The following is a 22,884-nucleotide window of genomic DNA, read 5'->3' as shown; positions in this document are numbered from 1 at the left end:
GGGGGGGGTCAGAACAGGCTGTTCGCCGCGAAGCGGAGGGCGATCTGCGGGTATCCCGAGAGCACGACTCCGGCGGCGGCGGTCAGCGCGATCGCCAGGGTGATCGACGCGGGGGCCGTGTGCGCGACCCGGCCCTCCGGCGCGCCTTCCAGCGCGGCTTCCCGCGCGCCTTCCGGCGTGCGGAACAGCAGTGCCGTCCAGCGGAGGTAGTAGTACAGCCCGATCACGACGTTGACGCCCATGATCACGGCCAGCCAGCCGAGGCCCGCGTCGACGGCCGCCGAGAAGACGGTCACCTTGGCGAAGAGGCCGATGATACCCGGGGGCAAACCGGCCAGATTCAGGAGGAAGAAGGCGAGCGCGAGGGCGGCGGCAGGGCTCGCCGCGTACAGGCCCCGGTAGTCCGCGATCCGGTTCTCGGGGTGCCGGCGGGCGACGAGCGCGACGACCGCGAACGCGCCGAGGTTCACGACGGCGTACATCAGGGCGTACGCGACGGTGGCGCCGATCTGGTCGTCGCTGGAGTACGCGGCGGCCGCGATCGGCACGAGGAGGTAGCCGGCCTGGGCGACGGAGGACCAGGCGAGCAGCCGGACCGCGCTCCACGCGCGCGTGGACACCTGGCGGAGGGCGGCGACGTTGCCGACGGTCATGGTCAGCGCGGCCAGGGCGGCGAGCGCCGGGCCCCACACGTCCGCGTACGAGGGGAAGGCGACGACCGTCACCAGGATGAGCCCGGTGAAGCCCACGGCCTTGCCGACCACGGAGAGGTAGGCGGCGACGGGCAGCGGGGCGCCGACGTAGGTGTCGGGGACCCAGAAGTGGAAGGGGACGGCGGCCGTCTTGAACGCGAAGCCGACGAGGGTGAGGGCCACGCCCGCCTCGGCGAGCGTCTCCAGCTGCCCGGGGACGTCGTCGAGTCGCTGGGCGATCTCCGTGAGGTGGAGGGTGCCGGTCGCCGCGTACACGAAACTGACGCCGAGCAGGGTGACGGCGGTCGCGGTCACGGAGGACAGGAAGAACTTGAGCGCCGCCTCGCCGGACATGCGGTCGCCGCGCTTGAGGCCGACCAGCGCGAAGGCCGGCAGCGAGGCCACCTCCAGGGCGACGACGAGGGTCGCGAGGTCGCGGGAGGCGGGCAGGAGGGCGGCGCCCGCGGCCGAGGAGAGCAGCAGGAACCAGAACTCGCCGGCCGGGAGCTTCTCGCGGGTCTCGGTGAGCGAGAGCAGCGCCGTCACGAGCGCGCCGCCGAGGACGAGCAGCTGGATGACGAGGGTGAAGTCGTCGGCGGTGTAGCTGCACGCCCTGACCTGGGTGTCCGCCGTGAGGCAGAAGGTGGAGCGGTCACCGGCCCGCAGCGGGACGAGGAGCGCGAGCGCGGCGACGAGGCCGGCGATCGCGGTCCAGCCGAGGAGCTGCTTGCGCTCCTCGGGGACGAACAGGTCGGCGACGAGCACGACGAGGGCGACCACGGCCGTGAGGGTGGGGGGCGCGATCGTGAGCCAGTCGACGGACTGGACGAGCGACGACGTCACTGGGTGCCTCCGGCGAGGAGCTTCTGGACGGCCGGGTCCGTGAGGCCGAGGAGGACCGCGGGCCAGAGTCCGGCGAGGACGGTGAGGGCGACGAGCGGGGTCCAGGCGGCGAACTCGTACCCCTGGACGTCGGCGATCGGCGTCTCCCCGGCCGGCCGGGGGCCGCCCATGCAGACGCGGCGGACGACGAGGAGGAGGTACGCGGCGGTGAGGAGGGTGCCGAAGGCGCCGATCGCCATGAAGGTGAGGAAGGCGGGGCGGCTGAGGCCCTCGGCGGGCTCGAAGGCGCCGAACAGGGCCAGCATCTCGCCCCAGAAGCCGGCCAGGCCGGGCAGGCCGAGGGAGGCGACGGCGGCGAAGGCGAGGAGGGCGCCGAGGCGGGGGGCGCGGCCGTAGAGGGCGGCGCCGGTGGCGCCCGCGAGGGTGTCGAGGTCGGCGGTGCCGTATCGGTCCTTGACCGCGCCGACCAGGAAGAACAGCAGGCCGGTGACGAGGCCGTGGGCGACGTTGGCGAAGAGGGCGCCGTTGACCCCGGTGGGGGTCATGGTGGCGATGCCGAGGAGCACGAAGCCCATGTGGCCGACGGAGGAGTACGCGATGAGGCGCTTGAGGTCGCCCTTGCTGCCGGTCCGCACGAGGGCGAGGCAGGCGAGCGATCCGTAGATGATCCCGGCGACGGCGAAGGCCGCGAGGTAGGGGGCGAAGATCCGCATGCCGTCGGGGGTGATCGGCAGCAGGATCCGGACGAACCCGTACGTGCCCATCTTGAGCAGCACGCCGGCGAGGAGGACCGAGCCGACCGTCGGGGCGGCGGTGTGGGCGTCCGGGAGCCAGCTGTGGAGCGGCCACATCGGGGTCTTCACGGCGAGCCCGAGACCGATCGCGAGAACGGCGATGACCTGCACCGATGTGGTCAGTCCACGGCCGTTGTCAGTGGCCAGTGCCACCATGTCGAACGTGCCCGCCTTCACACCGATGAGGAGCAGGCCGAGCAGCATGACGACGGAGCCGAGCAGCGTGTAGAGGATGAACTTCCAGGCGGCGGCCTGCCTGCCCTCGCCGCCCCAGCGGGCGATGAGGAAGTACATCGGGATGAGGACCATCTCGAAGGCCAGGAAGAACAGGACGAGGTCGAGGACGGCGAAGGTGGCGAGGGTGCCGGACTCCAGGACGAGCAGCAGCGCGACGAAGCCCTTGGGGGAAGGGCCGGCCGGCATCTTGAAGTAGCTGTACAGCGCGCAGAGGAAGCTCAGGAGCGCGGTCAGGACCAGGAGGGGGAGGGAAATGCCGTCGACACCGAGGTGGATCCGCACGTCGAGTGCGGGGATCCAGCTGATGTCCGTCGTGGCCTGCATCCTCGACGGCTGGTCGTGGTCGAAGCCGAGCCCGAGGACGATCGCGGCCAGCAGGATCACACCGGTGACGGTGACGCCGTGGCGGAGCACGGCCTGGTCCGGGGACGTCCCCTTCAGCCCCGGCGGGGCCGGGAGGAGAGCCGCGGCCGCGCCGAGGAGCGGCCCGGCGACGATCAACGCCAGAAGGAACTGCATCACGGATTCGCTGATATCGATCACGGCTCACGCTCCGGCGGCGGCGTTGGCGAGGGCGACGGCGACGATCGCCAGGACGACGGAGCCGGCGAGCAGGGCGCTGAGGTAGGTCTGCACGTTGCCGGTCTGGGCGCGGCGGACGAGCCAGCCGAGCCCCTTGGCGGAGTTGCCCGCGGCGCGGACGTAGGTGTCGACGACCTCGCGGTCCAGGAAGCGGACCAGGGAGGCGGCGGCGAGGACGGGACGGACGAACGCCGTCCGGTAGACGGCGTCCAGGTGGAAGCCGTCTGCGGCGGGGCCGTGCAGCGGGCCGAGGAGGGCACGGCCGGGGTCGGCCGGGTCCTCGGCGGGGTGCGGCAGGTGCAGCGCCTCGGCCTCGACCAGGCCCGCGTCGGCGTCCGGGTGGGCGACATGGGGGGCGGGCGCCTGGGCGGCGACCGCCGCCGCCGGGATCCTGACGGCGAGGGTGCGCCAGACCGCGTACGTGATCACGGCTCCGGCGGCAGCGAGGCCCGTGCCGAGGACGGCCGTGGTGACGGTCGGGGTGAGGGCGTTCCCGTCGAACCAGTCGTCGAGGTACGTGACGGTCAGACCGAAGCCCAGGGAGGGGATCGCGAGCACCCACAGGACGGACGTCATGGCGAGGGGCTGACGGCCGTGGTCCGGGGCCTGCGCGCCCCTGCCGCGGAAGGTCCGCAGCCAGAGGCGGAGTGCGTACGCGGCGGTGAGCAGGGCCGTCAGCAGGCCCGCGACGAGGACGGTCCAGCCGGCCCCGGCGGGGGCGACGGTCCGGTCCCCGAGCGCGGTGTGCTCGGCGGCCACCAGGACGGCTTCCTTGGAGAAGAAGCCGGCGAAGGGCGGGATCGCGGCGAGCGCGAGCAGGGCGACGGTCATCGTCCAGTACGCGTCCGGGATGCGCTTCGCGAGGCCGCTCATGCGGGACATGGCGGTCAGCGAGTTCGTACCGGCGGCGTGGATGACGGTGCCGGCGGCGAGGAAGAGCAGCGCCTTGAACGCACCGTGCGAGATGAGGTGGAAGACGGCGGCCCCGCGGTCGCCGACGGCGAGGGCACCGGCCATGTAGCCGAGCTGGCCGATCGTCGAATAGGCGAGGACCCGCTTGATGTCGTCCTGGGCGAGCGCGGCGAGCGCCGAGCCGACCATCGTGATCGCGGCCATCACGGCGAGCACCGTCATCGCGGCGGCGGAGGCGGCGAAGACGGGCAGCAGCCGGGCCGTGAAGTAGATACCGGCGGCGACCATCGTCGCCGCGTGGATGAGCGCGGAGACGGGGGTGGGGCCGGCCATGGCGTCCGGGAGCCAGGTGTGCAGCGGGAACTGGGCCGACTTGCCCGCCACGCCGGCGAGCAGCAGCAGCGCGATCAGGGTGGGGTGGTCGAGGCCGCCGCTCGCGACGGCGCCGAGAACGCCCGTGATCTCGAAGGTGCCCGCGTCGGTGGCGAGCGCGAAGAGACCGATGAGGAAGGGGACGTCACCGAGCTTGGTGACGAGGAAGGCCTTCAGGGAGGCGGCCCGCGCCTCGGGGGTCTCCCAGTAGTGGCCGACGAGGAAGTACGAGCAGATGCCCATGATCTCCCAGCCGACCAGGAGCACCATCAGGTCGCCGGAGTAGACGACGAGCAGCATCGCGGAGGTGAAGAGGGAGACGAGCGCGGCGTACGAGGGGTAGCGCGGGTCCTCGCGCAGGTAGCCGGTCGAGTAGATCTGCACACAGGTGGCGACGACGCCGACCAGGACGGCGACGAGGGCCGCGAAGCCGTCGATGTAGAGGGCCAGGTCGATGGGGATCGAGCCGGTGGGGGTGAGCTGGGTGGCGGCTTCGATCGTCTTGCCGCCGCCCTGGCGTACGGCGACCAGCACGGCCAGGACCGCGGCCGCGAGGGTGGGCAGCACGGCGAGCGGGCGGACGAAGCCGGGGGCGGTGCGGCCGAGCAGGAGTCCGGCGACGGAGCCGAGGAACGGGAGGAGGGGGACGAGGACGGCGAGGGTCGTGGTGGTCACGCGGTGGCCTCGGCCTTCTCGCCGGTGGGCGTGTCATCGGTACGGGTGCCGTCCGAGGGCGTGTGCCCCGGGGAGTCCGGGTGCTCCGCCGTGTCCCGGAGGCGGTCGATGTCCGAGGTGCCCTTGTTGCGGTGGACCATCAGGACGATCGCCAGACCGATGCCGATCTCCGCGGCGGCGACGGCGATGGTGAAGAGGGTGAGGGCCTGGCCGGCGTGGAGGGTGTCGCGGAGCCAGACGTCGAAGGCGACCAGGTTGAGGTTGACGGCGTTGAGCATCAGCTCGACGGACATCAGGACCAGGATCGCGTTGCGGCGGGCGAGGACGCCGTACACGCCGATGGCGAAGAGGAGGGCGGCGAGGACGGCCGGGTAGACGAGATGCATCAGCGCTGCTCCTCCTTCTTCCTGCGGGAGAGCACGATGGCGCCGACCAGGGCGGCCAGGAGGAGCACGGACAGCGCCTCGAACGGCAGCACCCAGTGCCGGAAGAGAGTCTCGCCGGACACCTTGGTGGAGCCCTGCACGGCTCCGTCCAGATCGATCCACGTCGTACGGAACGCGTCGACGACGACCCAGACGAGCGCGGCCGCGGCTGCGCTCGCGACGGCGATCGCAGCCGGCTTGTTGCGTGAGTCGGCGTCCGGGGAGTGGCCGATGGGGGCCTTGGTGAGCATGAGCCCGAAGAGGAGGAGGACGACGACGGAACCCACGTAGATCAGGACCTGGACCCAGGCGATGAACTCGGCCGTCAGGAGCAGGTACTCGACGGCGAGGCCGCCGAGCGCCACGACCAGCCAGAGCGCGGCGTGGACGAGCTGACGGGTGGTGACGGTGACGAGGGCGGCGCCGACGGTCACGAGGCCGACGAGGAGGAAGGCGATCTCGACGCCGGTGGGCGAGAGGAAGCCGTGGGCGGTGGCTGCGGCAAGGTTCACTGCTGTTCCTCCTCTGCCTGGGCCGCCGCCGCGGCCTTCTCGACCGCCTTGCGGGCCGCCGCGATCTCCTTCGGTTCCTCCGCGTGCGGGTCGAGCGCGGGCGGTTCGGGAACCGTCCACATCCACTCGCGGAGCTTGTCGCGCTCATGGGTCAGCTCGTGGATGTCGGTCTCCGCGTACTCGAACTCGGGCGACCAGAACAGCGCGTCGAAGGGGCACACCTCGATGCAGATACCGCAGTACATGCAGAGCGAGAAGTCGATGGCGAAGCGGTCGAGGACGTTCCGGCTGCGCTCACGGCCACCGGGGGCGGCCGCCGGCACCGTCTCCTTGTGGGAGTCGATGTAGATGCACCAGTCGGGGCACTCACGGGCGCAGAGCATGCAGACCGTGCAGTTCTCCTCGAACAGCCCGATGACCCCGCGGGTGCGGGGCGGCAGCTCGGGCTGGACGTCGGGGTACTGCGCGGTGACGGTCTTCTTCGTCATCGTGCGGAGCGTGACGGCGAGGCCCTTGGCGAGGCCGGATCCGGGGATGGGCATTACTGGATCGCCACCTTCACGATGCCGGTGAGCGCGATCTGCGCGAGCGCGAGCGGGACGAGGGTCGTCCAGGCGAGCTTCTGGAGCTGGTCCTCGCGGAGCCGGGGGTAACTGACCCGGAGCCAGATGACGACGAACGCGAGGATCGCGGTCTTGAGGAGGGTCCAGACCCAGCCGAGCCCGTCCGCGCCGAAGGGGCCGTGCCAGCCGCCGAGGAACAGGACGGTGGTGAGGCCGCACAGGACGACGATGCCGGCGTACTCGGCGAGCAGGAAGAGTGCGAAACGGAGGCCGGTGTACTCGGTGTACGCACCGAAGATGATCTCCGAGTCGGCGACCGGCATGTCGAACGGGGGCCGCTGGAGCTCCGCGAGACCCGCCACGAAGAACACGAGCGCGCCGACGATCTGCCAGGGCAGCCACCACCACTCGAAGGCGTTCAGGATGCCGGGGAGGGAGACGGTGCCGGCGGCCATCGCGACGGAGGCGGCGGCGAGGAGCATGGGGAGCTCGTACGCGAGGAGCTGGGCGGCGGTACGGAGACCGCCGAGCAGCGAGAACTTGTTCGCGGACGCCCAGCCGGCCATCAGACTGCCGAGGACACCGACGCCCATCACGGCCAGCACGAAGAAGATGCCCGCGTCGACGACCTGCCCGACGGCGCCCTCACTCGGGCCGATCGGGATCGCGACGAGCACGAGGAGGTACGGGAGAAGGGCGACGGCCGGCGCGAGCTGGAAGACCCGCCGGTCTGCGTCCTTGGGGACCACGTCCTCCTTCTGCGCGAACTTCACCCCGTCGGCGACGAGCTGCGCCCAGCCGTGGAAGCCACCGGCGTACATGGGGCCGAGGCGGCCCTGCATATGGGCCATGACCTTGTGCTCGGTCTGCCCGACGACGAGCGGCAGAACGAGGAAGACGGCGAAGACGACGAGAAGCCGGAGGGCGACGTCGAGTACGTCGTTCACGCGGGATCGCCTCCGGCGGGGGTGGTGGGGTCGATGGGTTCGGCGGGGTCGGTGGGTTCGCCCTTGGACGGGGCGGGCGGGTCGTCGGACTCGGCGGGGCCTTCGGCGGCGGCCTCGGCCTCCGGCTCCAGCTCCAGCTCCAGCTCCGGCTCCGGCTCCGGCTCCGGCGGAGTGGTCGGCTCCGGCGGAGTGGTCGGCTCCGGCGGAGTGGTCGGCTCCGGCTCCGGCGGAGTGGTCGGCTCCGGCGGAGTGGTCGGCTCCTGGTCGAAGGCCGGGCGGGCGTGGTGCCAGGGGGCGTCCGCGCTGCGGGTGCGCGGGGGCGCGGCCTCCGCGCCGGGCGCGGGCCCGTCCGGGGTCGGCCGGCTCGCGGAGCCGTCCGCCGCCGAGCGCGAGCGGCGCGGCGGGCGCGCTGCCGCGGGCGGGGTGTCGGGCCCCGGCTCGGGCGCGTCGGACGACTCCGGCACCGCCTGGCTCGCCGAGCCGTCGGCCGCCGAGCGCGAGCGGCGCGGCGGGCGGGGCGGAGCGGACGACGGGTCCGACTCAGGACTCGGCTCCGAGGCAGTCGTCGCCTGGCTCGCCGAGCCGTCCGACGCCGAGCGGGTGCGGCGCGGTGGGCGGGCGGCCGGGGACGGGGTGTCGGGCCCCGGCTCGGGAGTCACGGGCGCCTGGCCTGCCGAGCCCTCCGATGCCGTGCGGGTGCGGCGGGTCGGGGCGGTCGGGTCCGTCGTGGGGGGTTCCGGTCGGGTCGCCGAGCCTTCCGTCACCGAGCGGGCTCGGCGGGCCGGGCGCTCGCCTGCCGCTGCTCGGGTCGGGCGGGCCGGGGCCGGGGGGAGCTGGCCCTTCAGCGGACCCCACTCGTTGGGGTCCGGGACGCCCGGGGGAAGCATCTGGCGGCGCTTCGGGCCGCCCTCGTGGGACTCGCCCGGTTCCTTCGCGCCCGGCCACGCCTTCGCGACCCGGGCCGCCAGGACGAAGTCCTTGCGCAGCGGGTGGCCCTCGAAGTTCTCCGGGAGGAGCAGCGGCACCAGGTGCGGGTGGCCCGTGAAGTCCACGCCGAACATCTCGTGGGTCTCGCGCTCGTGCCAGCCGGCGCCCGCGTACACCCCCAGTGCCGTGGGGAGGACGGGAGCGTCGTGCGGGACGGTCGTGCGGAGCAGGAGGCGGCGCGGCCGCCCCTGCCCCAGCGCCACCACGTGCGCGCAGACCCGGAAGCCCGTGCCCGGCTCGTCGACCGCGCTCAGCCAGTCGAAGTAGGTGCACCCGAGCGTGTCCCGGGCCGTTTCGAGCGCCGTGATCCACGACGCCGGCGGGACGTCGACCGTCAGCAGGTCGTACGCCTGCTCCGCCGTCGCCTCCTCGCCGAAGATCTCCGTCACGGAGCCGGGGAGCGAGTCGTAGGGGGGGTCGTGGAGGGACCCGTGGAGGGAGTCGTCACGCGAGTCGTCGGCGGTCATGCTTCGGCTCCCGGCCGCTGGACCAGGGGACTCGTCAGCTGCGCGACCGACGCGGTGCTCGCGTACCGCTCGGCCAGGCTCTCCCGCGCGATCTTCTCCTGGAGTTTGAGGATGCCCTGGAGCAGCGCCTCGGGGCGCGGCGGGCAGCCCGGTACGTACACGTCGACCGGGATGATCTGGTCGACGCCCTTGGTGACCGAGTACGAGTCCCAGTAGGGGCCGCCACAGTTGGAGCAGGCGCCGAAGGAGATGACGTACTTCGGTTCCGGCATCTGTTCGTACAGCCGCTTCACCGCCGGTGCCATCTTGTCCGTCACCGTGCCCGAGACGATCATCAGGTCGGCCTGGCGCGGACCCGGCGCGAACGGGATCACGCCGAGCCGGATGAAGTCGTGCCGGGCCATCGACGCGGCGATGAACTCGATCGCGCAGCACGCGAGCCCGAAGTTGAAGACCCACAGGCTGTAGCGGCGGCCCCAGTTCAGGACCACCTTCATCGGCTCGGGGGCCAGGCGGGCGAGTGACCCCAGCTTCGGAGCCGGCAGGGGAGTCGGTGTAGCGGACGGAGGTGTTACGTCCATGTCAGGACGCCCTTCTTGTACGCGTAGAGCAGCCCCACGGCCAGGAAGCCGAGGAAGACGAACATCTCGACCAGGGTCGTGGCGCCGTATCCGGGCGCGGCGAAGACCGTCGCCCAGGGGAAGAGGAAGATCGAGTCGACGGCGAAGATGACGTAGAGGAAGGCGTACACGTAGTAGCGGACCTGGGTGTGGGCCCAGCCCTCCCCCACGGGGTCGACACCGCACTCGTACGTGAGGAGCTTCTCGGGCGTCGGCACGACGGGCCTCAGCAGCCGGCCCGCGCCGAACGCCACGGCGACGAAGAGCACGCCGACGACGGCGAGCAGGCCGACGACGGAGTAGGTCTGGAAGTAGTCCGCCGCGTCCGCTGCGTCGGCCGCGACAACGGTCGGTTCCCGCACGTCCGCCCCTCGGTCTTGGTGTCTCATGAGTCACTCTGTACGCACGCGAGTCTAGGCCCTGCTAAAGGGACCGTAAGCAGTCGCGTAGGCGGTCGCGGTGGGGATATCCCCCCTGCCGCTCACCCACCTCCCCCATGGCGTCGCGAGGTCCTCGACCGGCAGGCTGGAGAGCATGACCGCCGATCTTGATCCCGCCGAGTCCTCCGAGGCCACCGAGTCCTCCGAGGCCGCCGCAACCCCGTCCCCGCGTCCGCGTCCGCCCAAGCGCACCGCGTACGGGAAGGAGACCTGGAAGGAGATCGTCTTCCTCCTCTCCAATCTCTTCACCGCGCTGGCCGGTTTCGTCTACGCGGTCGTGAGCGTGCTCCTGGGCGTCGGCCTCTCCGTCACCGTGATCGGGCTCCCGCTGCTCGCCCTCGGGCTCGGCGGCGCGCGCCTCATCGGCCGGTCGGAACGGGCGCGGGCCCGGGCGCTGCTCGGGGTCGAGGTCGCCGAGCCGTCCCCGTTGCCCTCGCGCGGAGGCTTCTTCGGCTGGCTGTGGACCACGTTGAAGGACCCGGTGGCCTGGCGGACGCAGCTGTACGGGCTGATCCGGCTGCCCTGGGGAATCGTGACGTTCACGGTCGGGCTCGTCTCGCTCCTCGTTCTCTGGCCCGTACTGCCCTTCCTGTCCCGAGGCATGGCCAACGCCGACCGGGGCATGGTCCGGGGCCTCCTCTCGCCCTCCGACGAGCTGGAACGGCGGATCGCCGAACTGGAGTCGGACCGGGGAGTCGTCGTCGACACCGCCGCCGCGGACCTGCGGCGCATCGAACGCGATCTGCACGACGGGGCGCAGGCGCGGCTCGTCGCCCTCGCGATGGGGCTGGGCCTCGCGAAGGAGAAGCTCCTCGACGACCCGGAGACGGCCGCGGCGATGGTCGACGAGGCGCACGGCGAGGTGAAGCTCGCGCTCCAGGAACTGCGGGACCTCGCCCGGGGCATCCACCCGGCGGTCCTCACCGACCGGGGGCTGAGCGCCGCGCTCTCGTCGGTGTCGGCGCGCTGCACGGTGCCGGTGAAGGTGAGCGTGGATCTCGCGGAGCGGCCGGCGGAGGCGATCGAGGGCATCGCGTACTTCACGGTGTCGGAGCTGCTCCAGAACGTCTCCAAGCACGCGCGTGCCCGGTCGGCGTCGGTGGACGTGTGGCGGGCGAAGGACCGCCTGCTGCTCCAGGTCCGGGACGACGGGGCGGGCGGGGCCCGCTTCGACGGCGGCACAGGGCTCGCGGGGCTGGCGGAACGACTCGGGGCGGTGGACGGCCTGCTCGTCCTGGACTCCCCGGAGGGCGGCCCGACGACGGTGACGGCGGAACTGCCCTGGCGGTCGCGCCCGGCGGCGTGAGGTAGGGAAAACCCCCGTCCGCAGACGCCCACCCGCCTCATGGTCCCGCGGGGTCCGGGACGGAACCCTGGATACGTACCGCCCCGCTCCTCCCCGACCCGCCCGCCCTTGAGCAGAGAAGGACCCCCGCGATGGCCTCCCACCGACTTCCCGCCGCGATCCGCGCGCCGTTCGAGGGCCGCACGTGGCGTGCGCTCCTCTACGTGCTGATCGGGCTGCCGCTGAGCGTCTGCTGGTTCGCGCTCTCCATCGCCTTCGTCTCGGCCGGCGCCGGGCTGCTCATCACCTTCCTCGGGGTGCCGATCCTCGCCGGCACCCTCGCCATGTGCCGGGGCTTCGGCGTCGTCGAGCGGGCCCGGGCACGTGCCCTGCTCGATGTCGACGTGCGGGCGCCCGAGCCGGTGCGGGGGCGGACCGGCGGGGCCTTCTCCTGGATGGGTGCGATGTTGAAGAGCGGGGCTTCCTGGCGGCACCTGCTGTACGCGGTCGTGCACATGCCGTGGGCGGTGTTCTCGTTCTCCGTGACCGTGGCCTTCTGGTCCTGGGGCTGGAGCCTCTTCACCTATCCGCTGTGGAAGTGGGTCTTCCCCGCGTACCTCGGGCAGGACGGCATCCAGCTGTACGGCGACGGGTCCCACGACCTCTACCTCGACTCCCCCTTCGAGATCGCCGTGACCAGCCTCGTCGGGCTGCTGTTCGTGATGGCCGGGCCCTGGCTCCTGCGCGGGTTCGTCGCCGTCGACCGGCTCCTCGTCTCCGGGCTCCTCGGCCCGTCCCGCCTCGCCTCGCGTGTCACCGAGCTGGAGTCGGACCGGGGCGTCGTCGTCGACACCGCCGCGGCGGACCTGCGGCGCATCGAACGCGATCTGCACGACGGGGCGCAGGCGCGGCTCGCCGCGCTCGCCATGGACCTGGGGCTCGCCAAGGAGAAGCTCGCGGAGGATCCGCAGGCGGCGGCGGTGCTGGTCGACGAGGCGCACGGCGAGGTGAAGCTCGCGCTCCAGGAGCTGCGGGATCTGGCGCGGGGCATCCACCCGGCGGTCCTCACCGACCGGGGGCTCGACGCGGCCCTGTCGGCCGTGGCCTCGCGGTGCGCGGTTCCGGTGTCGGTGAACGTGGATCTGTCGGCGCGGCCGGTCGCGGCGATCGAGGGGATCGCGTACTTCACGGTCTCGGAGCTGCTGCGGAACGTCACGGCGCATGCGCGGGCGCGGCGGGCGTGGGTGGATGTGTGGCGTACGGGGAATCGGCTGATGCTGCAGGTCAGGGACGACGGGGTCGGTGGCGTGGAGGTCGTGACGGGGCGGAGTCTGTCCTCGCTGTCGGAGCGGGTGGGTGCGGTGGACGGGGTGCTCGCGGTGGACTCGCCGGTGGGTGGGCCCACGACGGTGACGGTGGAGCTGCCCTGGCGAGCGTGACCGCTGCGGTGGGCTCGGCGCCCTGAGGCCCTCGGCCTCGGGGCGCTGTCCTGTGTGCCCACGACGGGGAGGGTGGAAGTCACCCCGACGAAGCGATTCTGCACAACGGGGGATGCTCGATTGTGCACAACGGGGGGTGCTGTGGGTGGGAAATGCCATGCTGGAGGCCTCAACCGGCAACAAGACATGGGGGCTGTTCGGCGTGGGTGTGGATCAAGGGGCCGGGCGCGTGCGGGTGGTCATCGCTGAGGATTCCGTGCTCCTGCGAGAGGGGTTGACCCGGCTGCTGACCGATCTGGGGCATGACGTCGTCGCCGGCGTGGGGGACGGTGACGCGCTCGTCGAGACCGTGGCCGCGCTCGCCGACCAGGGCGCGTTGCCCGATGTCGTCGTCGCCGACGTGCGGATGCCGCCGACGCACACGGACGAGGGGGTGCGCGCGGCCGTGCGGCTGCGGAAGGAGCATCCGGGACTCGGGGTGCTCGTCCTGTCGCAGTACGTGGAGGAGCAGTACGCCACCGAACTTCTGGCCGGTTCCAGTCGGGGTGTCGGGTATCTGCTGAAGGACCGGGTCGCCGAGGTCCGGGAGTTCGTGGACGCCGTGGTGCGGGTGGCCGCCGGCGGTACGGCGCTGGACCCGGAGGTCGTGCAGCAGCTGCTCGGGCGGAGCCGTCAGCAGGACGTGCTGGCGAATCTGACCCCGCGCGAGCGGGAGGTCCTGGGTCTGATGGCGGAGGGCCGGACGAACTCGGCGATCGCGAAGGCGCTGGTCGTGAGTGACGGCGCGGTGGAGAAGCACATCAGCAATATCTTCCTGAAGCTGGGGCTCTCGCCGAGTGACGGCGATCATCGCCGGGTACTGGCGGTGTTGACGTATCTGAAATCCTGATCATCTGACACTCTGTCAGATGACACGGAAACCGGGAGGGCGGCCCACCTGCGCCCGAGGGGCCCAGAAGCAAAGGATGAGGCGGAATCCGACTTTCCGGAACACTCCGGGTGGCGACAGAACGTGACGATTCAGGGCAAGAGGGCGTCTCAAAAAGAGGTCCATGATGTGAGAAGTCCCGGGAGGGCCCTCCCTGCCGTCGTAGGGTGGGCCTCGGGACGGACGGTGATCGGCCGACCGCATCCCGAGCCTTCTCCCGCCTCCGGCGGAGAGTCCCCTTGCCGCGAGGGAGGTCCAGTTCAGTGACCAGCCAGGTCAGTAGCGAGGCCGGTGAGGCCCTGCTCGGGGAGCAGCGCAGCGCCCCGGCGAAGCCGCACCACGGCACCGAGAAGGAAGTACGCCGTCTCGATCGGGTGATCATCCGCTTCGCGGGTGACTCCGGTGACGGTATGCAGCTGACAGGTGACCGCTTCACCTCGGAGACGGCGTCCTTCGGGAACGACCTCTCCACGCTGCCGAACTTCCCGGCCGAGATCCGGGCACCCGCCGGAACCCTGCCGGGCGTCTCGTCCTTCCAGCTCCACTTCGCCGACCACGACATCCTGACCCCGGGCGACGCCCCGAACGTGCTGGTCGCGATGAACCCCGCCGCCCTCAAGGCCAACATCGGGGACGTGCCGCGCGGTGGCGAGATCATCGTCAACACCGACGAATTCGCCAAGCGCGCCATGGCCAAGGTCGGCTACGCGACCTCGCCCCTCGAAGACGGTTCGCTGGACGGCTACCGGGTCCACCCGGTGCCGCTGACCACGCTGACCGTCGAGGCGCTCAAGGAGTTCGGCCTGTCCAGGAAGGAGGCCGAGCGTTCCAAGAACATGTTCGCGCTCGGGCTGCTCTCCTGGATGTACCACCGGCCGACCGAGGGCACCGAGACCTTCCTGCGGCAGAAGTTCGCGAAGAAGCCGCAGATCGCCGAGGCCAACGTCACCGCCTTCCGGGCCGGCTGGAACTTCGGCGAGACCACCGAGGACTTCGCCGTCTCGTACGAGGTCGCCCCCGCGACCCGGGCCTTCCCCACCGGCACCTACCGGAACATCTCGGGGAACCTCGCCCTCTCGTACGGCCTCGTCGCCGCCTCCCGCCAGGCGGACCTGCCGCTGTACCTGGGCTCGTACCCCATCACCCCGGCCTCGGACATCCTCCACGAGCTCAGCAAGCACAAGAACTTCGGTGTGCGGACCTTCCAGGCCGAGGACGAGATCGCCGGCATCGGCGCCGCCCTCGGGGCCGCCTTCGGCGGTGCTCTCGGCGTGACGACCACGTCAGGCCCCGGTGTGGCCCTCAAGTCGGAGACGATCGGCCTCGCGGTCTCCCTGGAGCTGCCGCTGCTCATCGTCGACATCCAGCGCGGCGGCCCGTCCACCGGTCTGCCCACCAAGACCGAGCAGGCCGACCTCCTCCAGGCCATGTACGGGCGCAACGGCGAGGCCCCGGTCCCGATCGTCGCCCCGAAGACGCCCGCCGACTGCTTCGACGCGGCGATCGAGGCGGCCCGGATCGCCCTCACGTACCGCACGCCGGTCTTCCTGCTCTCCGACGGCTACCTCGCCAACGGCTCCGAGCCCTGGCGCATCCCGGACGTCGGGGAACTCCCGGACCTACGGACGCAGTTCGCCACCGGCCCCAACCACGAGCTGGCCGACGGCACCGAGGTCTTCTGGCCGTACAAGCGCGACCCGGAGACCCTCGCCCGCCCCTGGGCCGTGCCCGGCACCCCCGGTCTCGAACACCGCATCGGCGGCATCGAGAAGCAGGACGGCACCGGGAACATCTCGTACGACCCCGCCAACCACGAGTTCATGGTCCGCACCCGGCAGGCCAAGATCGACGGCATCGACGTCCCCGACATCGAGGTCGACGACCCGGACGGCGCGCGGACCCTGGTCCTCGGCTGGGGTTCCACCTACGGGCCGATCACGGCGGCCGTCCGCCGCCTCAGGGCTGCCGGACTGCCCATCGCCCAGGCCCATCTGCGGCACCTCAACCCCTTCCCGAAGAACCTCGGCGAGGTCCTGAAGCAGTACGAGAAGGTCGTCGTCCCCGAGATGAACCTCGGACAGCTCGCCACCCTCGTCCGGGCGAAGTACCTGGTCGACGCCCGCAGCCACACCCAGGTCAACGGCATGCCGTTCAAGGCCGAGCAGCTCGCCGCCGCTCTCAAGGAGGCCATCGATGAGTGAGCCCCTCCTCCACCTGGTCCCCCGGGCCGAGGCCCAGCAGTCCATGAAGGACTTCAAGTCCGACCAGGAGGTGCGGTGGTGCCCCGGCTGCGGTGATTACGCGGTCCTCGCCGCCGTCCAGGGCTTCATGCCCGAGCTGGGCCTGGCGAAGGAGAACATCGTCTTCGTCTCCGGCATCGGCTGCTCCTCCCGCTTCCCGTACTACATGAACACCTACGGGATGCACTCGATCCACGGCCGCGCCCCGGCCATCGCCACCGGCCTCGCCACCTCCCGCCGCGACCTGTCCGTCTGGGTCGTCACGGGCGACGGCGACGCGCTCTCCATCGGCGGCAACCACCTCATCCACGCCCTCCGGCGCAACGTCAACCTCAAGATCCTGCTCTTCAACAACCGGATCTACGGGCTGACCAAGGGCCAGTACTCGCCCACCTCCGAGGTCGGCAAGATCACCAAGTCGACGCCGATGGGCTCGCTCGACGCGCCCTTCAACCCGGTGTCGCTCGCCCTCGGCGCCGAGGCCTCCTTCGTGGCCCGCACGGTCGACTCCGACCGCAAACACCTCACCGAGGTACTGCGGCAGGCCGCCGACCACAACGGCACGGCACTCGTCGAGATCTACCAGAACTGCAACATCTTCAACGACGGCGCCTTCGAGGTCCTCAAGGACAAGGACCAGGCCAAGGAAGCGGTCATCCGCCTCGAACACGGGCAGCCGATCCGCTTCGGCGCCGAGAACGAGAAGGGTGTCATCCGCGACCAGGCGACCGGCGACCTCCAGGTCGTCACGGTCACCCCCGAGAACGAGTCGCGGATCCTGATCCACGACGCCCACGCCACCACCCCCACCACGGCCTTCGCGCTCTCCCGGCTCGCGGACCCGGACACCCTCCACCAGACCCCCATCGGGGTGTTCCGGTCGGTGGAACGGCCGGTGTACGACACGCTGATGGCGGACCAGCTGGAGACGGCGGTGGAGCAGCACGGCAAGGGCGACCTGGGGCAGCTGCTGACGGGGAACGACACGTGGACGGTCGTGGGGTAGCTCCTGCGTTCGCGAAGGGGCCCGGTCCGTGCGTACGGACCGGGCCCCTTCGCGTACCCCCGATCACCTCACGTGCCCTTCGCCGCCGCCTCGTCGAACTTCCCGAGGAATCGCGGCACTCCGCCCTTCACCTGCCAGAGGAAGAGGCCCGCGAGGGCGGTGGGCCTGTTCTTGTCCGTGAAGACCGTGTACGTCTTGGCGAACCCTGCGTACGGGCTCCGCTGGAGATTGTTCCGCACACCCGTGGCCAGCGACTCGACGTTGTCCGAGACCGCCGTGCGCAAAGCCTGGAGGGCCCAGTTGGTGAGTTCGTACGCCTCCGTCGCGAATCGCTCGACGGGAGTCGTACCGGCGAGTCGCCAGCGCTTCCGGTACGCGGCGGTGAACCGCCGGGCCGCCGGAAGCCCGTCGGGATCGACATATCCCGTACCGAAGAACCAGCCTTCGGCGGCCGGGCCGGCCACGGCGAGGAACTCCGGCTGAAGCGCGAACTCGACGCTGCCGCAGGGCCCCCGGTATCCCTGGTCGCGCAGGGCCCTGGCGCACAGCGCGGCCCGGCGCGGCGACACCCCCGCGAACATCACGCCCTGCGGGTCGGTCGCCAGGGCTGCCCGTACGGCGGGGCCGAAGTCCTCGCTGTCGGCCTCCACGGCGTGCGACGTGACCACCCCGCCCTTGTCCGGCGACGGCGGGTAGTCCTTCAGGTTCTTGACCGCCAACCAGCTGTACCGGCCGGCGGCCCTGTCCTCCACGACGGCGGTCCTGACGGCCCCGCGCTCGGAGAGGTAGCGGCCGAAGGGGACGATCATCATGTCCTCGAGGGTCCGCGGCTGGAAGTAGGTGAGCGTGGTCTCCTGGCCCTTGATCTGACCGGCTTGGACGTCGGCCATGACACTCGCCAACGGCATCCCGGCGGCGGCGAGTGCGTCTCCCGCGGCGATGGCGGTCGCCGTGGCCGTCGGCCCGAGGACGCCCACCAGGCGAGGATCCTTGAGCAGAGCCCGGGCGGCCGCCTCGGCGCGCGCCGGCTTCCCCCCGTCGTCCTCGACCCGGAGACGCACCTCGAAGGGCCGGTCGGCGCGGGCGTTGAACTCCTCCACGGCCAGCCGGATGCCGCGCTCCTGCCCCCGGCCGTCGGTCCTGGTGGGGCCGCTCAGGTCGGTGAGGACGCCGATCGTGTACGTGGCGAGCGGGGCGCCGGTGACGCCGGTACCCGTCCCGCCCGGTGTCCGGCTCAGCAGCCAGGCGGTCAGGCCGCCGGCCCCCGCCACGGCGGCGGCCGAGCCCGCCATGAGAACGCGTCGCCGCGAGATCCCCGGGGGCTGCTCGGGGTTCACCAGCATCGTCGGCTCGGCGACGGGCAGGTCCAGGACCCGTGACGAGCGCTCGGCGATGAGCGCGGGCAGGCCGGGCGGCAGCCAGTCCCCCGCCGGCCCCTCGGCGTCCCCCAGGGCCGCCCGTACCTCGGCGGCCGTGGGCCGGTCCGCCGGGTCCTTGGCGAGGCAGGCGGCGACCAGCGGGAGGAGTGCGGCCGGTACGCCGACGAGCTCGGGTTCCTTGTGGACGGTGCGGTAGACGACGGCGGCCACCCCACCCGTACCGAAGGGCCGCTCACCGGTCAGCGTGTACGCGAGGACGCAGCCCAGCGAGAAGACGTCACTGGCCGGCCCGACCTCTCCGGACCCCGCCACCCGGGCCTGTTCCGGGGCGAGGAAGCCGGGGGTGCCGATCATCGCGTCCGTGGCGGTCAGCGCGGTCGCCCCGGCGGACCGGGCGATGCCGAAGTCGATGAGCCTCGGCCCGTCGAGGGCGAGGAGGACGTTGCCCGGCTTGACGTCCCGGTGGACGAGCCCGGCGTCGTGCATGTCGGCGAGCGCGGACGCGAGCCGGGCGCCCAGGGCCCGGACCGTCGGCCCGGGCAGGGCGCCGTGCAGGGCGACGGCCTCGGCGAGCGAGGGCCCGGGCACGTACTCGGTGGCCAGCCACGGCTCCCGGGCCTCCGGGTCGGACCCGAGGACCCGGACGACCCAGCGGCCGGTGATCCGCTCGGCGGCCCGGGCCTCGCGGCGGAACCGCTCCCGGAAGCCCGGATCGGCGGCGTGCTCGGCGCGGATCAGCTTGAGGGCGGCGAGCGCCCCGCCGCCGGAGCGGGCGAGGTAGACCACGCCCATGCCGCCGGCGCCGAGGCGGCCGAGGATCCGGTACCCGGCGATGGCCGACGGATCGGCCTTGCGGAGCGGCTGCACGGGTCAGGCCTTCTTGTCGTTCTTCGCGGGCTTGTTCGGCAGCAGGGGGGCGGATCCGATCGGCTTGTACGCGCCGTTCTGCACCGCGAAGACGAAGGTGCCGCCGAGCCCCAGGTCGCCGAACTCGTTGAAGTGGTAGCCGCCCATCACGCCGGTGTACTTCTGCTTGCGCAGCGCGGCCCACAGGCCCTTGCGGGCGGGCTTGCTGCCCGCCTTCGCCTGGGCCGTGAGCTGCTTGATCGTCATGGTGACCACGTCGTACGACTCGCCCGCGTAGTACGCGGGGCCCGTCCCGAACCGCTTGCGGTGGGCGGCGGTGAAGGCGGCGGCCGTCTTCTGCGCGGTGGGGTCGGCGACGGGCGCGCACACGAACCAGCCCTCGGCGGCGGCCCCGGCCTGCTTGAGGAACTCCTGGCCGAAGACGGCCTGACCGGTGAACCTCGGTCCGGTGAAGCCGAGTTCGATGAGCGCCCGGGCGGCGTGGACGGCGGTCTCGGTGACTCCGCAGTGGACGTACGCGTCCATGCCGGCGTCGATCATCTCGCCGAGCACGCGACGGTACGCGGCGGCGTCGGCGTGTCCGGGGACGACCCGGAAGTGCGGGGCGATGCCGGCCTGGCCGAAGCCGAAGCGCACACCGCCGGTGACCTGCCAGCTGTAGTGGTCCTCTGTCCGGTCCTCCAGGACCCCGGGGCGGCGGATCTGCGGCAGCAGCGTGACGGCGAAGGAGAGGTGGGTGCCCGCGCTGATGTGGTTCGGGATGGCCCGCAGGAACGTCTCGTTCCGCGCGACGCCGGTGCGCAGGGTGAGCAGGTTGTATCCGGCCGAGACCGTGATCAGGGGGATCCCGGCCTCCTCGAAGGCGGGCAGGACTGCCTGTCCGACGGCGTCGGCGGTGGGGCCGAGGACGGCGAGGACCCCGGGGTCGGTCGTGAGGGCCTTGGCGGATTCCAGGGGCCGGGAGGCGTCGCCCCGTTCGTCGACGACCTTGAGGTCGAGCGTGAAGGGCTTGTCCTTGCGGGCGTTGAACTGCTCGACGGCCAGCCGTGCGCCGCGCTCCTGGGCGCGGCCGATCTCCTTGGCGGGTCCTGAGAGGTCGGCGAGGACGCCGATCGTCCAGCGGGTGCGGGGCGGGGCTGCCTTCCTGCCGCCGCCCTTGGCGTCGTCCTTGTCGTCGTCGAGCCCCGCCCAGACGGCGGCCGCACCGCCGCCGACGGCCAGCGCGGCGGCGCCGGAGGCGAGCAGCAGGAAGCCTCGTCTGCTCTTCTCCGGGGCGGCCGGGGCGGTGGTCCCACCGGCCTCGGTGGCGTCGATCTCGGGGAGGGCGAGCATCCGGGCGGAGCGTTCGGCGATGGTCCGGACGACCGGGGCGGGCAGCCAGTCGGCGCCGTTGCCCGGGCTGTCCTCGACGAGCCGGACGCCGATCTCGGCCGCCGTGGGCCGGGCGGCCGGGTCCTTGGCGAGGCAGGCCCGGACGAGGTCGAGCAGCCCTTCGGGGACGCCGGTGAGGTCGGGCTCGTCGTGGACGGTCCGGTACATCAGGGCGTCCACGGCGCCGGTGCCGAAGGGCGGGCGGCCGGTCGCCGCGTACGCGAGGAGGCAGCCGAGGGCGAAGACGTCGGCGGGCGGGCCGATGGCGTCGGTGCGGGCCTCGGCCTGCTCGGGGGCGAGGAAGCCGGGGGTGCCGACGACCATGTCGGTGGCGGTGAGGGCGGTCTCCCCGGTGGCGCGGGCGATGCCGAAGTCGATGAGCCGGGGGCCGTCGACGGCGAGGAGGACGTTGCCGGGCTTGACGTCCCGGTGGACGAGCCCGGCCGCGTGGACGGCGGCGAGGGCGCGGGCGACGGCCCAGCCGAGGAGGCGGACGCTCCGCTCGGGCAGCGGGCCGTGCGCGGTGACGGCCTCGCCGAGGGAGGGGCCGGGGACGAACGCCGTGGCCATCCACGGCTCGGGGGCGTCCGGATCGGCGCCGGTGACGGGCACGGCCCAGGGGCTGGAGACCCGGCGGGCGGCCTCGACCTCGCGGCGGAAGCGTGCCCGGAAGTCGGGCTGGTCGGCCTGGTCGGCGTGGGTGACCTTGACGGCGGCGAGTTCGCCGGCGGCGGTACGGCCGAGGTAGACGACGCCCATGCCGCCGGCGCCGAGGCGGCCGAGGAGCCGGTAGCCGGCGATCGTCGACGGGTCGGAGGGCAGCAGCGGCTGGAGGGCGCCGGGCTCAGGCCGCTCGGGTCGGGGCTGCGGGGCGGTGGGGCTCACGACTGGACCTCCAGCTCGTCCTGGGCGCGTTCGAGCATCGTGACGAGGGCCTGGATCTGCGCTTGGCTCGTGCCGATGGTCATGCCGTCGCTCATCTCGGTGTACCCGGGCGCACCCTTGACGACGGTGGCGACGGTGACCTGACCGATCCGGGACTGGTACCAGCTGTACGGCTGCTTCCCCTTCACGGCGTCGTTGAGGTAGAAGCCGCCTTCACGGAGGGCGTCGGAGGCGTTGACGTTGCCGCCGACGCCGAAGGGGTTGCCGAGCGACATGAGCCCGGTGATGCGTTCGCCGTCGCGAAGCTTCTGGTCGGGGCAGCGAAGTGCCTCCTCCAGGGTTTCGGCCATCTCCCAGTCGGCGTCCGACTCGGTGCGGTGGATCGTGACGGTGGCTGCGACCCGTAGGACGCCCTTGCCGCCGGCTGCCGGGATCTCGCTGTAGGCAGTGACGCTGGCGAGCGCGGTCGCCGGCCGGGTGCCCGTCTCCCAGGAACAGTTGGCACCGAGGACGGGCCAGTAGTCCGGGTCGCTCAGGTACGGGGTGCGCTTGACGTAGCCCGGGGCCCAGGCATCGGGCCCGGCGACGACGGCGAGGGCGAGGCGCCTGGCCTCGGCCTCGGTCTTCGGCGCGCGCTTGGGGTCCGGGGTGAAGTCGAGGGCGGTCGGGACTGCCGTCGGGGCGTTGGTCGGCGTCCCGGTCGGTGCGGGTGTGGTGCTCGTGGTCCCCTTGCCGTCGGGTTTCTTCCCGTCGCCCGCGCTGGTGCAGCCGGTCGCGATCAGGCTGCCCGCCAGGACGGCGCAGCAGGCATGCCACAGTCTTCGGTCCCCGTACGCCACAGTTCCCCCACGGTCCTTCACGGTTTCCCCGAACAGTGAACAGATCGTACGACCCGGGAGGGCCAACTCGCCCTGGTTACAACATCATTGAGACGAAGCGGTAGCACTCTCGCGACGGGCCTCGTCGTACCGCTCGCGGGCCCCCTCCACGGCGGCGACCTGCCCCTCGGACCAGCGGGCCAGCTCCCAGACCTGGCGGGCGGCGCCGATGCCGAGTTCGGTGAGGGTGTAGTCGACGCGGGGCGGGATGACGGGCTTGGCGTCGCGGTGGACGAAGCCGTCGCGCTCCAGGGTCTGGAGGGTCTGGGCGAGCATCTTCTCGCTGACGCCGCCGATCTGCCGGCGCAGCTCGCTGAAGCGGTACGAGCGCTCCAGGAGGGCGGCCAGGACCAGGACGCCCCAGCGGCTGGTGACGTGCTCCAGGACGAGGCGCGAGGGGCACATCGGCTGGTTCACGTCGGGCTTCTTGACCTGTGGACTTACTCCCATACCAGTACCTTACTTCAAAGTGGGTACTTTCGATTGGTTAGCGCCCGACGTACGGTGAGTGCATCGCCCACCGCACCCCACGGGAAGA

19 protein-coding genes are annotated in these 22,884 nt (G+C 72.0%); 5 read left to right on the top strand and 14 right to left on the bottom strand.

Annotated features, from left to right (window positions below):
* Window positions 1-8: 8 nt before the first annotated feature.
* From OG462_RS25915 to OG462_RS25870, 10 genes are read right to left on the bottom strand one after another with little or no spacing between them, the layout of a single operon-like run.
* A complete protein-coding gene (locus OG462_RS25915) occupies window positions 9-1,535 on the bottom strand; it encodes an NADH-quinone oxidoreductase subunit N (RefSeq protein WP_406061173.1) in 1,527 nt (508 codons plus the stop codon).
* The gene (locus OG462_RS25910) at window positions 1,532-3,085 is read right to left on the bottom strand and encodes a NuoM family protein (protein WP_406066716.1); all 1,554 of its coding nucleotides are present in this window, start codon (window positions 3,083-3,085) and stop codon (window positions 1,532-1,534) included. The genes OG462_RS25915 and OG462_RS25910 overlap by 4 nt, the downstream gene beginning before the upstream one ends.
* Before the next feature lie 27 nt (window positions 3,086-3,112).
* Entirely contained in the window at window positions 3,113-5,107 is a 1,995-nt protein-coding gene (locus OG462_RS25905) for an NADH-quinone oxidoreductase subunit L (protein WP_406061171.1), read from the bottom strand.
* Window positions 5,104-5,493 (bottom strand): NADH-quinone oxidoreductase subunit NuoK, encoded by a 390-nt coding sequence (gene nuoK, locus OG462_RS25900; protein WP_406061169.1) that lies wholly within the window; start codon window positions 5,491-5,493, stop codon window positions 5,104-5,106. The genes OG462_RS25905 and nuoK overlap by 4 nt, the downstream gene beginning before the upstream one ends.
* Window positions 5,493-6,044 (bottom strand): NADH-quinone oxidoreductase subunit J, encoded by a 552-nt coding sequence (locus OG462_RS25895; RefSeq protein WP_406061167.1) that lies wholly within the window; start codon window positions 6,042-6,044, stop codon window positions 5,493-5,495. Before OG462_RS25895 ends, nuoK begins: the two co-directional genes overlap by 1 nt.
* A complete protein-coding gene (locus tag OG462_RS25890) occupies window positions 6,041-6,586 on the bottom strand; it encodes a NuoI/complex I 23 kDa subunit family protein (RefSeq protein WP_406061165.1) in 546 nt (181 codons plus the stop codon). The genes OG462_RS25895 and OG462_RS25890 overlap by 4 nt, the downstream gene beginning before the upstream one ends.
* Entirely contained in the window at window positions 6,586-7,554 is a 969-nt protein-coding gene (locus OG462_RS25885; protein ID WP_375887327.1) for an NADH-quinone oxidoreductase subunit H, read from the bottom strand. The genes OG462_RS25890 and OG462_RS25885 overlap by 1 nt, the downstream gene beginning before the upstream one ends.
* Complete coding sequence (locus OG462_RS25880) at window positions 7,551-9,008, bottom strand: NADH-quinone oxidoreductase subunit C (protein WP_406061163.1); 1,458 nt, start codon at window positions 9,006-9,008, stop codon at window positions 7,551-7,553. The genes OG462_RS25885 and OG462_RS25880 overlap by 4 nt, the downstream gene beginning before the upstream one ends.
* Complete coding sequence (locus OG462_RS25875) at window positions 9,005-9,589, bottom strand: NADH-quinone oxidoreductase subunit B (RefSeq protein WP_406061161.1); 585 nt, start codon at window positions 9,587-9,589, stop codon at window positions 9,005-9,007. The genes OG462_RS25880 and OG462_RS25875 overlap by 4 nt, the downstream gene beginning before the upstream one ends.
* Window positions 9,580-10,017 carry an NADH-quinone oxidoreductase subunit A gene (locus tag OG462_RS25870; protein ID WP_406061159.1) on the bottom strand — a complete coding sequence of 146 codons (438 nt, stop codon included), beginning with the start codon at window positions 10,015-10,017 and terminating at the stop codon, window positions 9,580-9,582. Before OG462_RS25870 ends, OG462_RS25875 begins: the two co-directional genes overlap by 10 nt.
* A gap of 145 nt (window positions 10,018-10,162) precedes the next feature.
* Here OG462_RS25870 and OG462_RS25865 point away from each other — a divergent pair, with 145 nt between their 5' ends.
* The 5 genes from OG462_RS25865 (at window position 10,163) to OG462_RS25845 (ending at window position 16,966) form a co-directional block, all read left to right on the top strand.
* Complete coding sequence (locus tag OG462_RS25865; RefSeq protein ID WP_406061158.1) at window positions 10,163-11,374, top strand: sensor histidine kinase; 1,212 nt, start codon at window positions 10,163-10,165, stop codon at window positions 11,372-11,374.
* Between the two features lie 131 nt (window positions 11,375-11,505).
* Entirely contained in the window at window positions 11,506-12,792 is a 1,287-nt protein-coding gene (locus tag OG462_RS25860; RefSeq protein WP_406061156.1) for a sensor histidine kinase, read from the top strand.
* Between the two features lie 229 nt (window positions 12,793-13,021).
* The gene (locus OG462_RS25855) at window positions 13,022-13,681 is read left to right on the top strand and encodes a LuxR C-terminal-related transcriptional regulator (protein WP_406066714.1); all 660 of its coding nucleotides are present in this window, start codon (window positions 13,022-13,024) and stop codon (window positions 13,679-13,681) included.
* A 302-nt stretch (window positions 13,682-13,983) separates the two neighbouring features.
* Window positions 13,984-15,921, top strand: coding sequence for a 2-oxoacid:acceptor oxidoreductase subunit alpha (locus OG462_RS25850; RefSeq protein WP_406061154.1), 1,938 nt, complete (start codon window positions 13,984-13,986; stop codon window positions 15,919-15,921).
* Window positions 15,914-16,966 (top strand): 2-oxoacid:ferredoxin oxidoreductase subunit beta, encoded by a 1,053-nt coding sequence (locus OG462_RS25845; RefSeq protein WP_406061153.1) that lies wholly within the window; start codon window positions 15,914-15,916, stop codon window positions 16,964-16,966. The genes OG462_RS25850 and OG462_RS25845 overlap by 8 nt, the downstream gene beginning before the upstream one ends.
* A gap of 68 nt (window positions 16,967-17,034) precedes the next feature.
* Here the strand turns inward: OG462_RS25845 and OG462_RS25840 are convergent, their stop codons facing one another.
* From OG462_RS25840 to OG462_RS25825, 4 genes are all read right to left on the bottom strand, one after another.
* Window positions 17,035-19,212, bottom strand: a complete 2,178-nt coding sequence (locus tag OG462_RS25840; protein WP_406061151.1) for a bifunctional serine/threonine-protein kinase/ABC transporter substrate-binding protein — start codon at window positions 19,210-19,212, stop codon at window positions 17,035-17,037.
* A 3-nt stretch (window positions 19,213-19,215) separates the two neighbouring features.
* Window positions 19,216-21,468 (bottom strand): bifunctional serine/threonine-protein kinase/ABC transporter substrate-binding protein, encoded by a 2,253-nt coding sequence (locus tag OG462_RS25835; protein WP_406061150.1) that lies wholly within the window; start codon window positions 21,466-21,468, stop codon window positions 19,216-19,218.
* On the bottom strand, window positions 21,465-22,307 hold the full coding sequence (locus OG462_RS25830) for a hypothetical protein (protein WP_406061149.1): 843 nt from the start codon (window positions 22,305-22,307) through the stop codon (window positions 21,465-21,467). The genes OG462_RS25835 and OG462_RS25830 overlap by 4 nt, the downstream gene beginning before the upstream one ends.
* Window positions 22,308-22,391: 84 nt before the next feature.
* Window positions 22,392-22,796 carry a winged helix-turn-helix transcriptional regulator gene (locus OG462_RS25825; protein ID WP_406061147.1) on the bottom strand — a complete coding sequence of 135 codons (405 nt, stop codon included), beginning with the start codon at window positions 22,794-22,796 and terminating at the stop codon, window positions 22,392-22,394.
* Window positions 22,797-22,884: the final 88 nt, after the last annotated feature.

The sequence above is a fragment of the Streptomyces sp. NBC_01077 genome (assembly GCF_045162855.1).
Classification (GTDB): domain Bacteria; phylum Actinomycetota; class Actinomycetes; order Streptomycetales; family Streptomycetaceae; genus Streptomyces.
Note: the sequence above shows the minus strand (reverse complement) of the source record. Positions and strands in the feature narration are given on the sequence as shown.

Coding starts and splice junctions, on each gene's coding strand:
- OG462_RS25870 (WP_406061159.1), bottom strand. CDS start 10,017: ATGAGACACCAAGACCGAGGGGCGGACGTGCGGGAACCGACCGTTGTC.
- OG462_RS25890 (WP_406061165.1), bottom strand. CDS start 6,586: ATGCCCATCCCCGGATCCGGCCTCGCCAAGGGCCTCGCCGTCACGCTC.
- OG462_RS25825 (WP_406061147.1), bottom strand. CDS start 22,796: ATGGGAGTAAGTCCACAGGTCAAGAAGCCCGACGTGAACCAGCCGATG.
- nuoK (WP_406061169.1), bottom strand. CDS start 5,493: ATGCATCTCGTCTACCCGGCCGTCCTCGCCGCCCTCCTCTTCGCCATC.
- OG462_RS25845 (WP_406061153.1), top strand. CDS start 15,914: ATGAGTGAGCCCCTCCTCCACCTGGTCCCCCGGGCCGAGGCCCAGCAG.
- OG462_RS25860 (WP_406061156.1), top strand. CDS start 11,506: ATGGCCTCCCACCGACTTCCCGCCGCGATCCGCGCGCCGTTCGAGGGC.
- OG462_RS25910 (WP_406066716.1), bottom strand. CDS start 3,085: ATGCAGTTCCTTCTGGCGTTGATCGTCGCCGGGCCGCTCCTCGGCGCG.
- OG462_RS25875 (WP_406061161.1), bottom strand. CDS start 9,589: ATGGACGTAACACCTCCGTCCGCTACACCGACTCCCCTGCCGGCTCCG.
- OG462_RS25880 (WP_406061163.1), bottom strand. CDS start 9,008: ATGACCGCCGACGACTCGCGTGACGACTCCCTCCACGGGTCCCTCCAC.
- OG462_RS25865 (WP_406061158.1), top strand. CDS start 10,163: ATGACCGCCGATCTTGATCCCGCCGAGTCCTCCGAGGCCACCGAGTCC.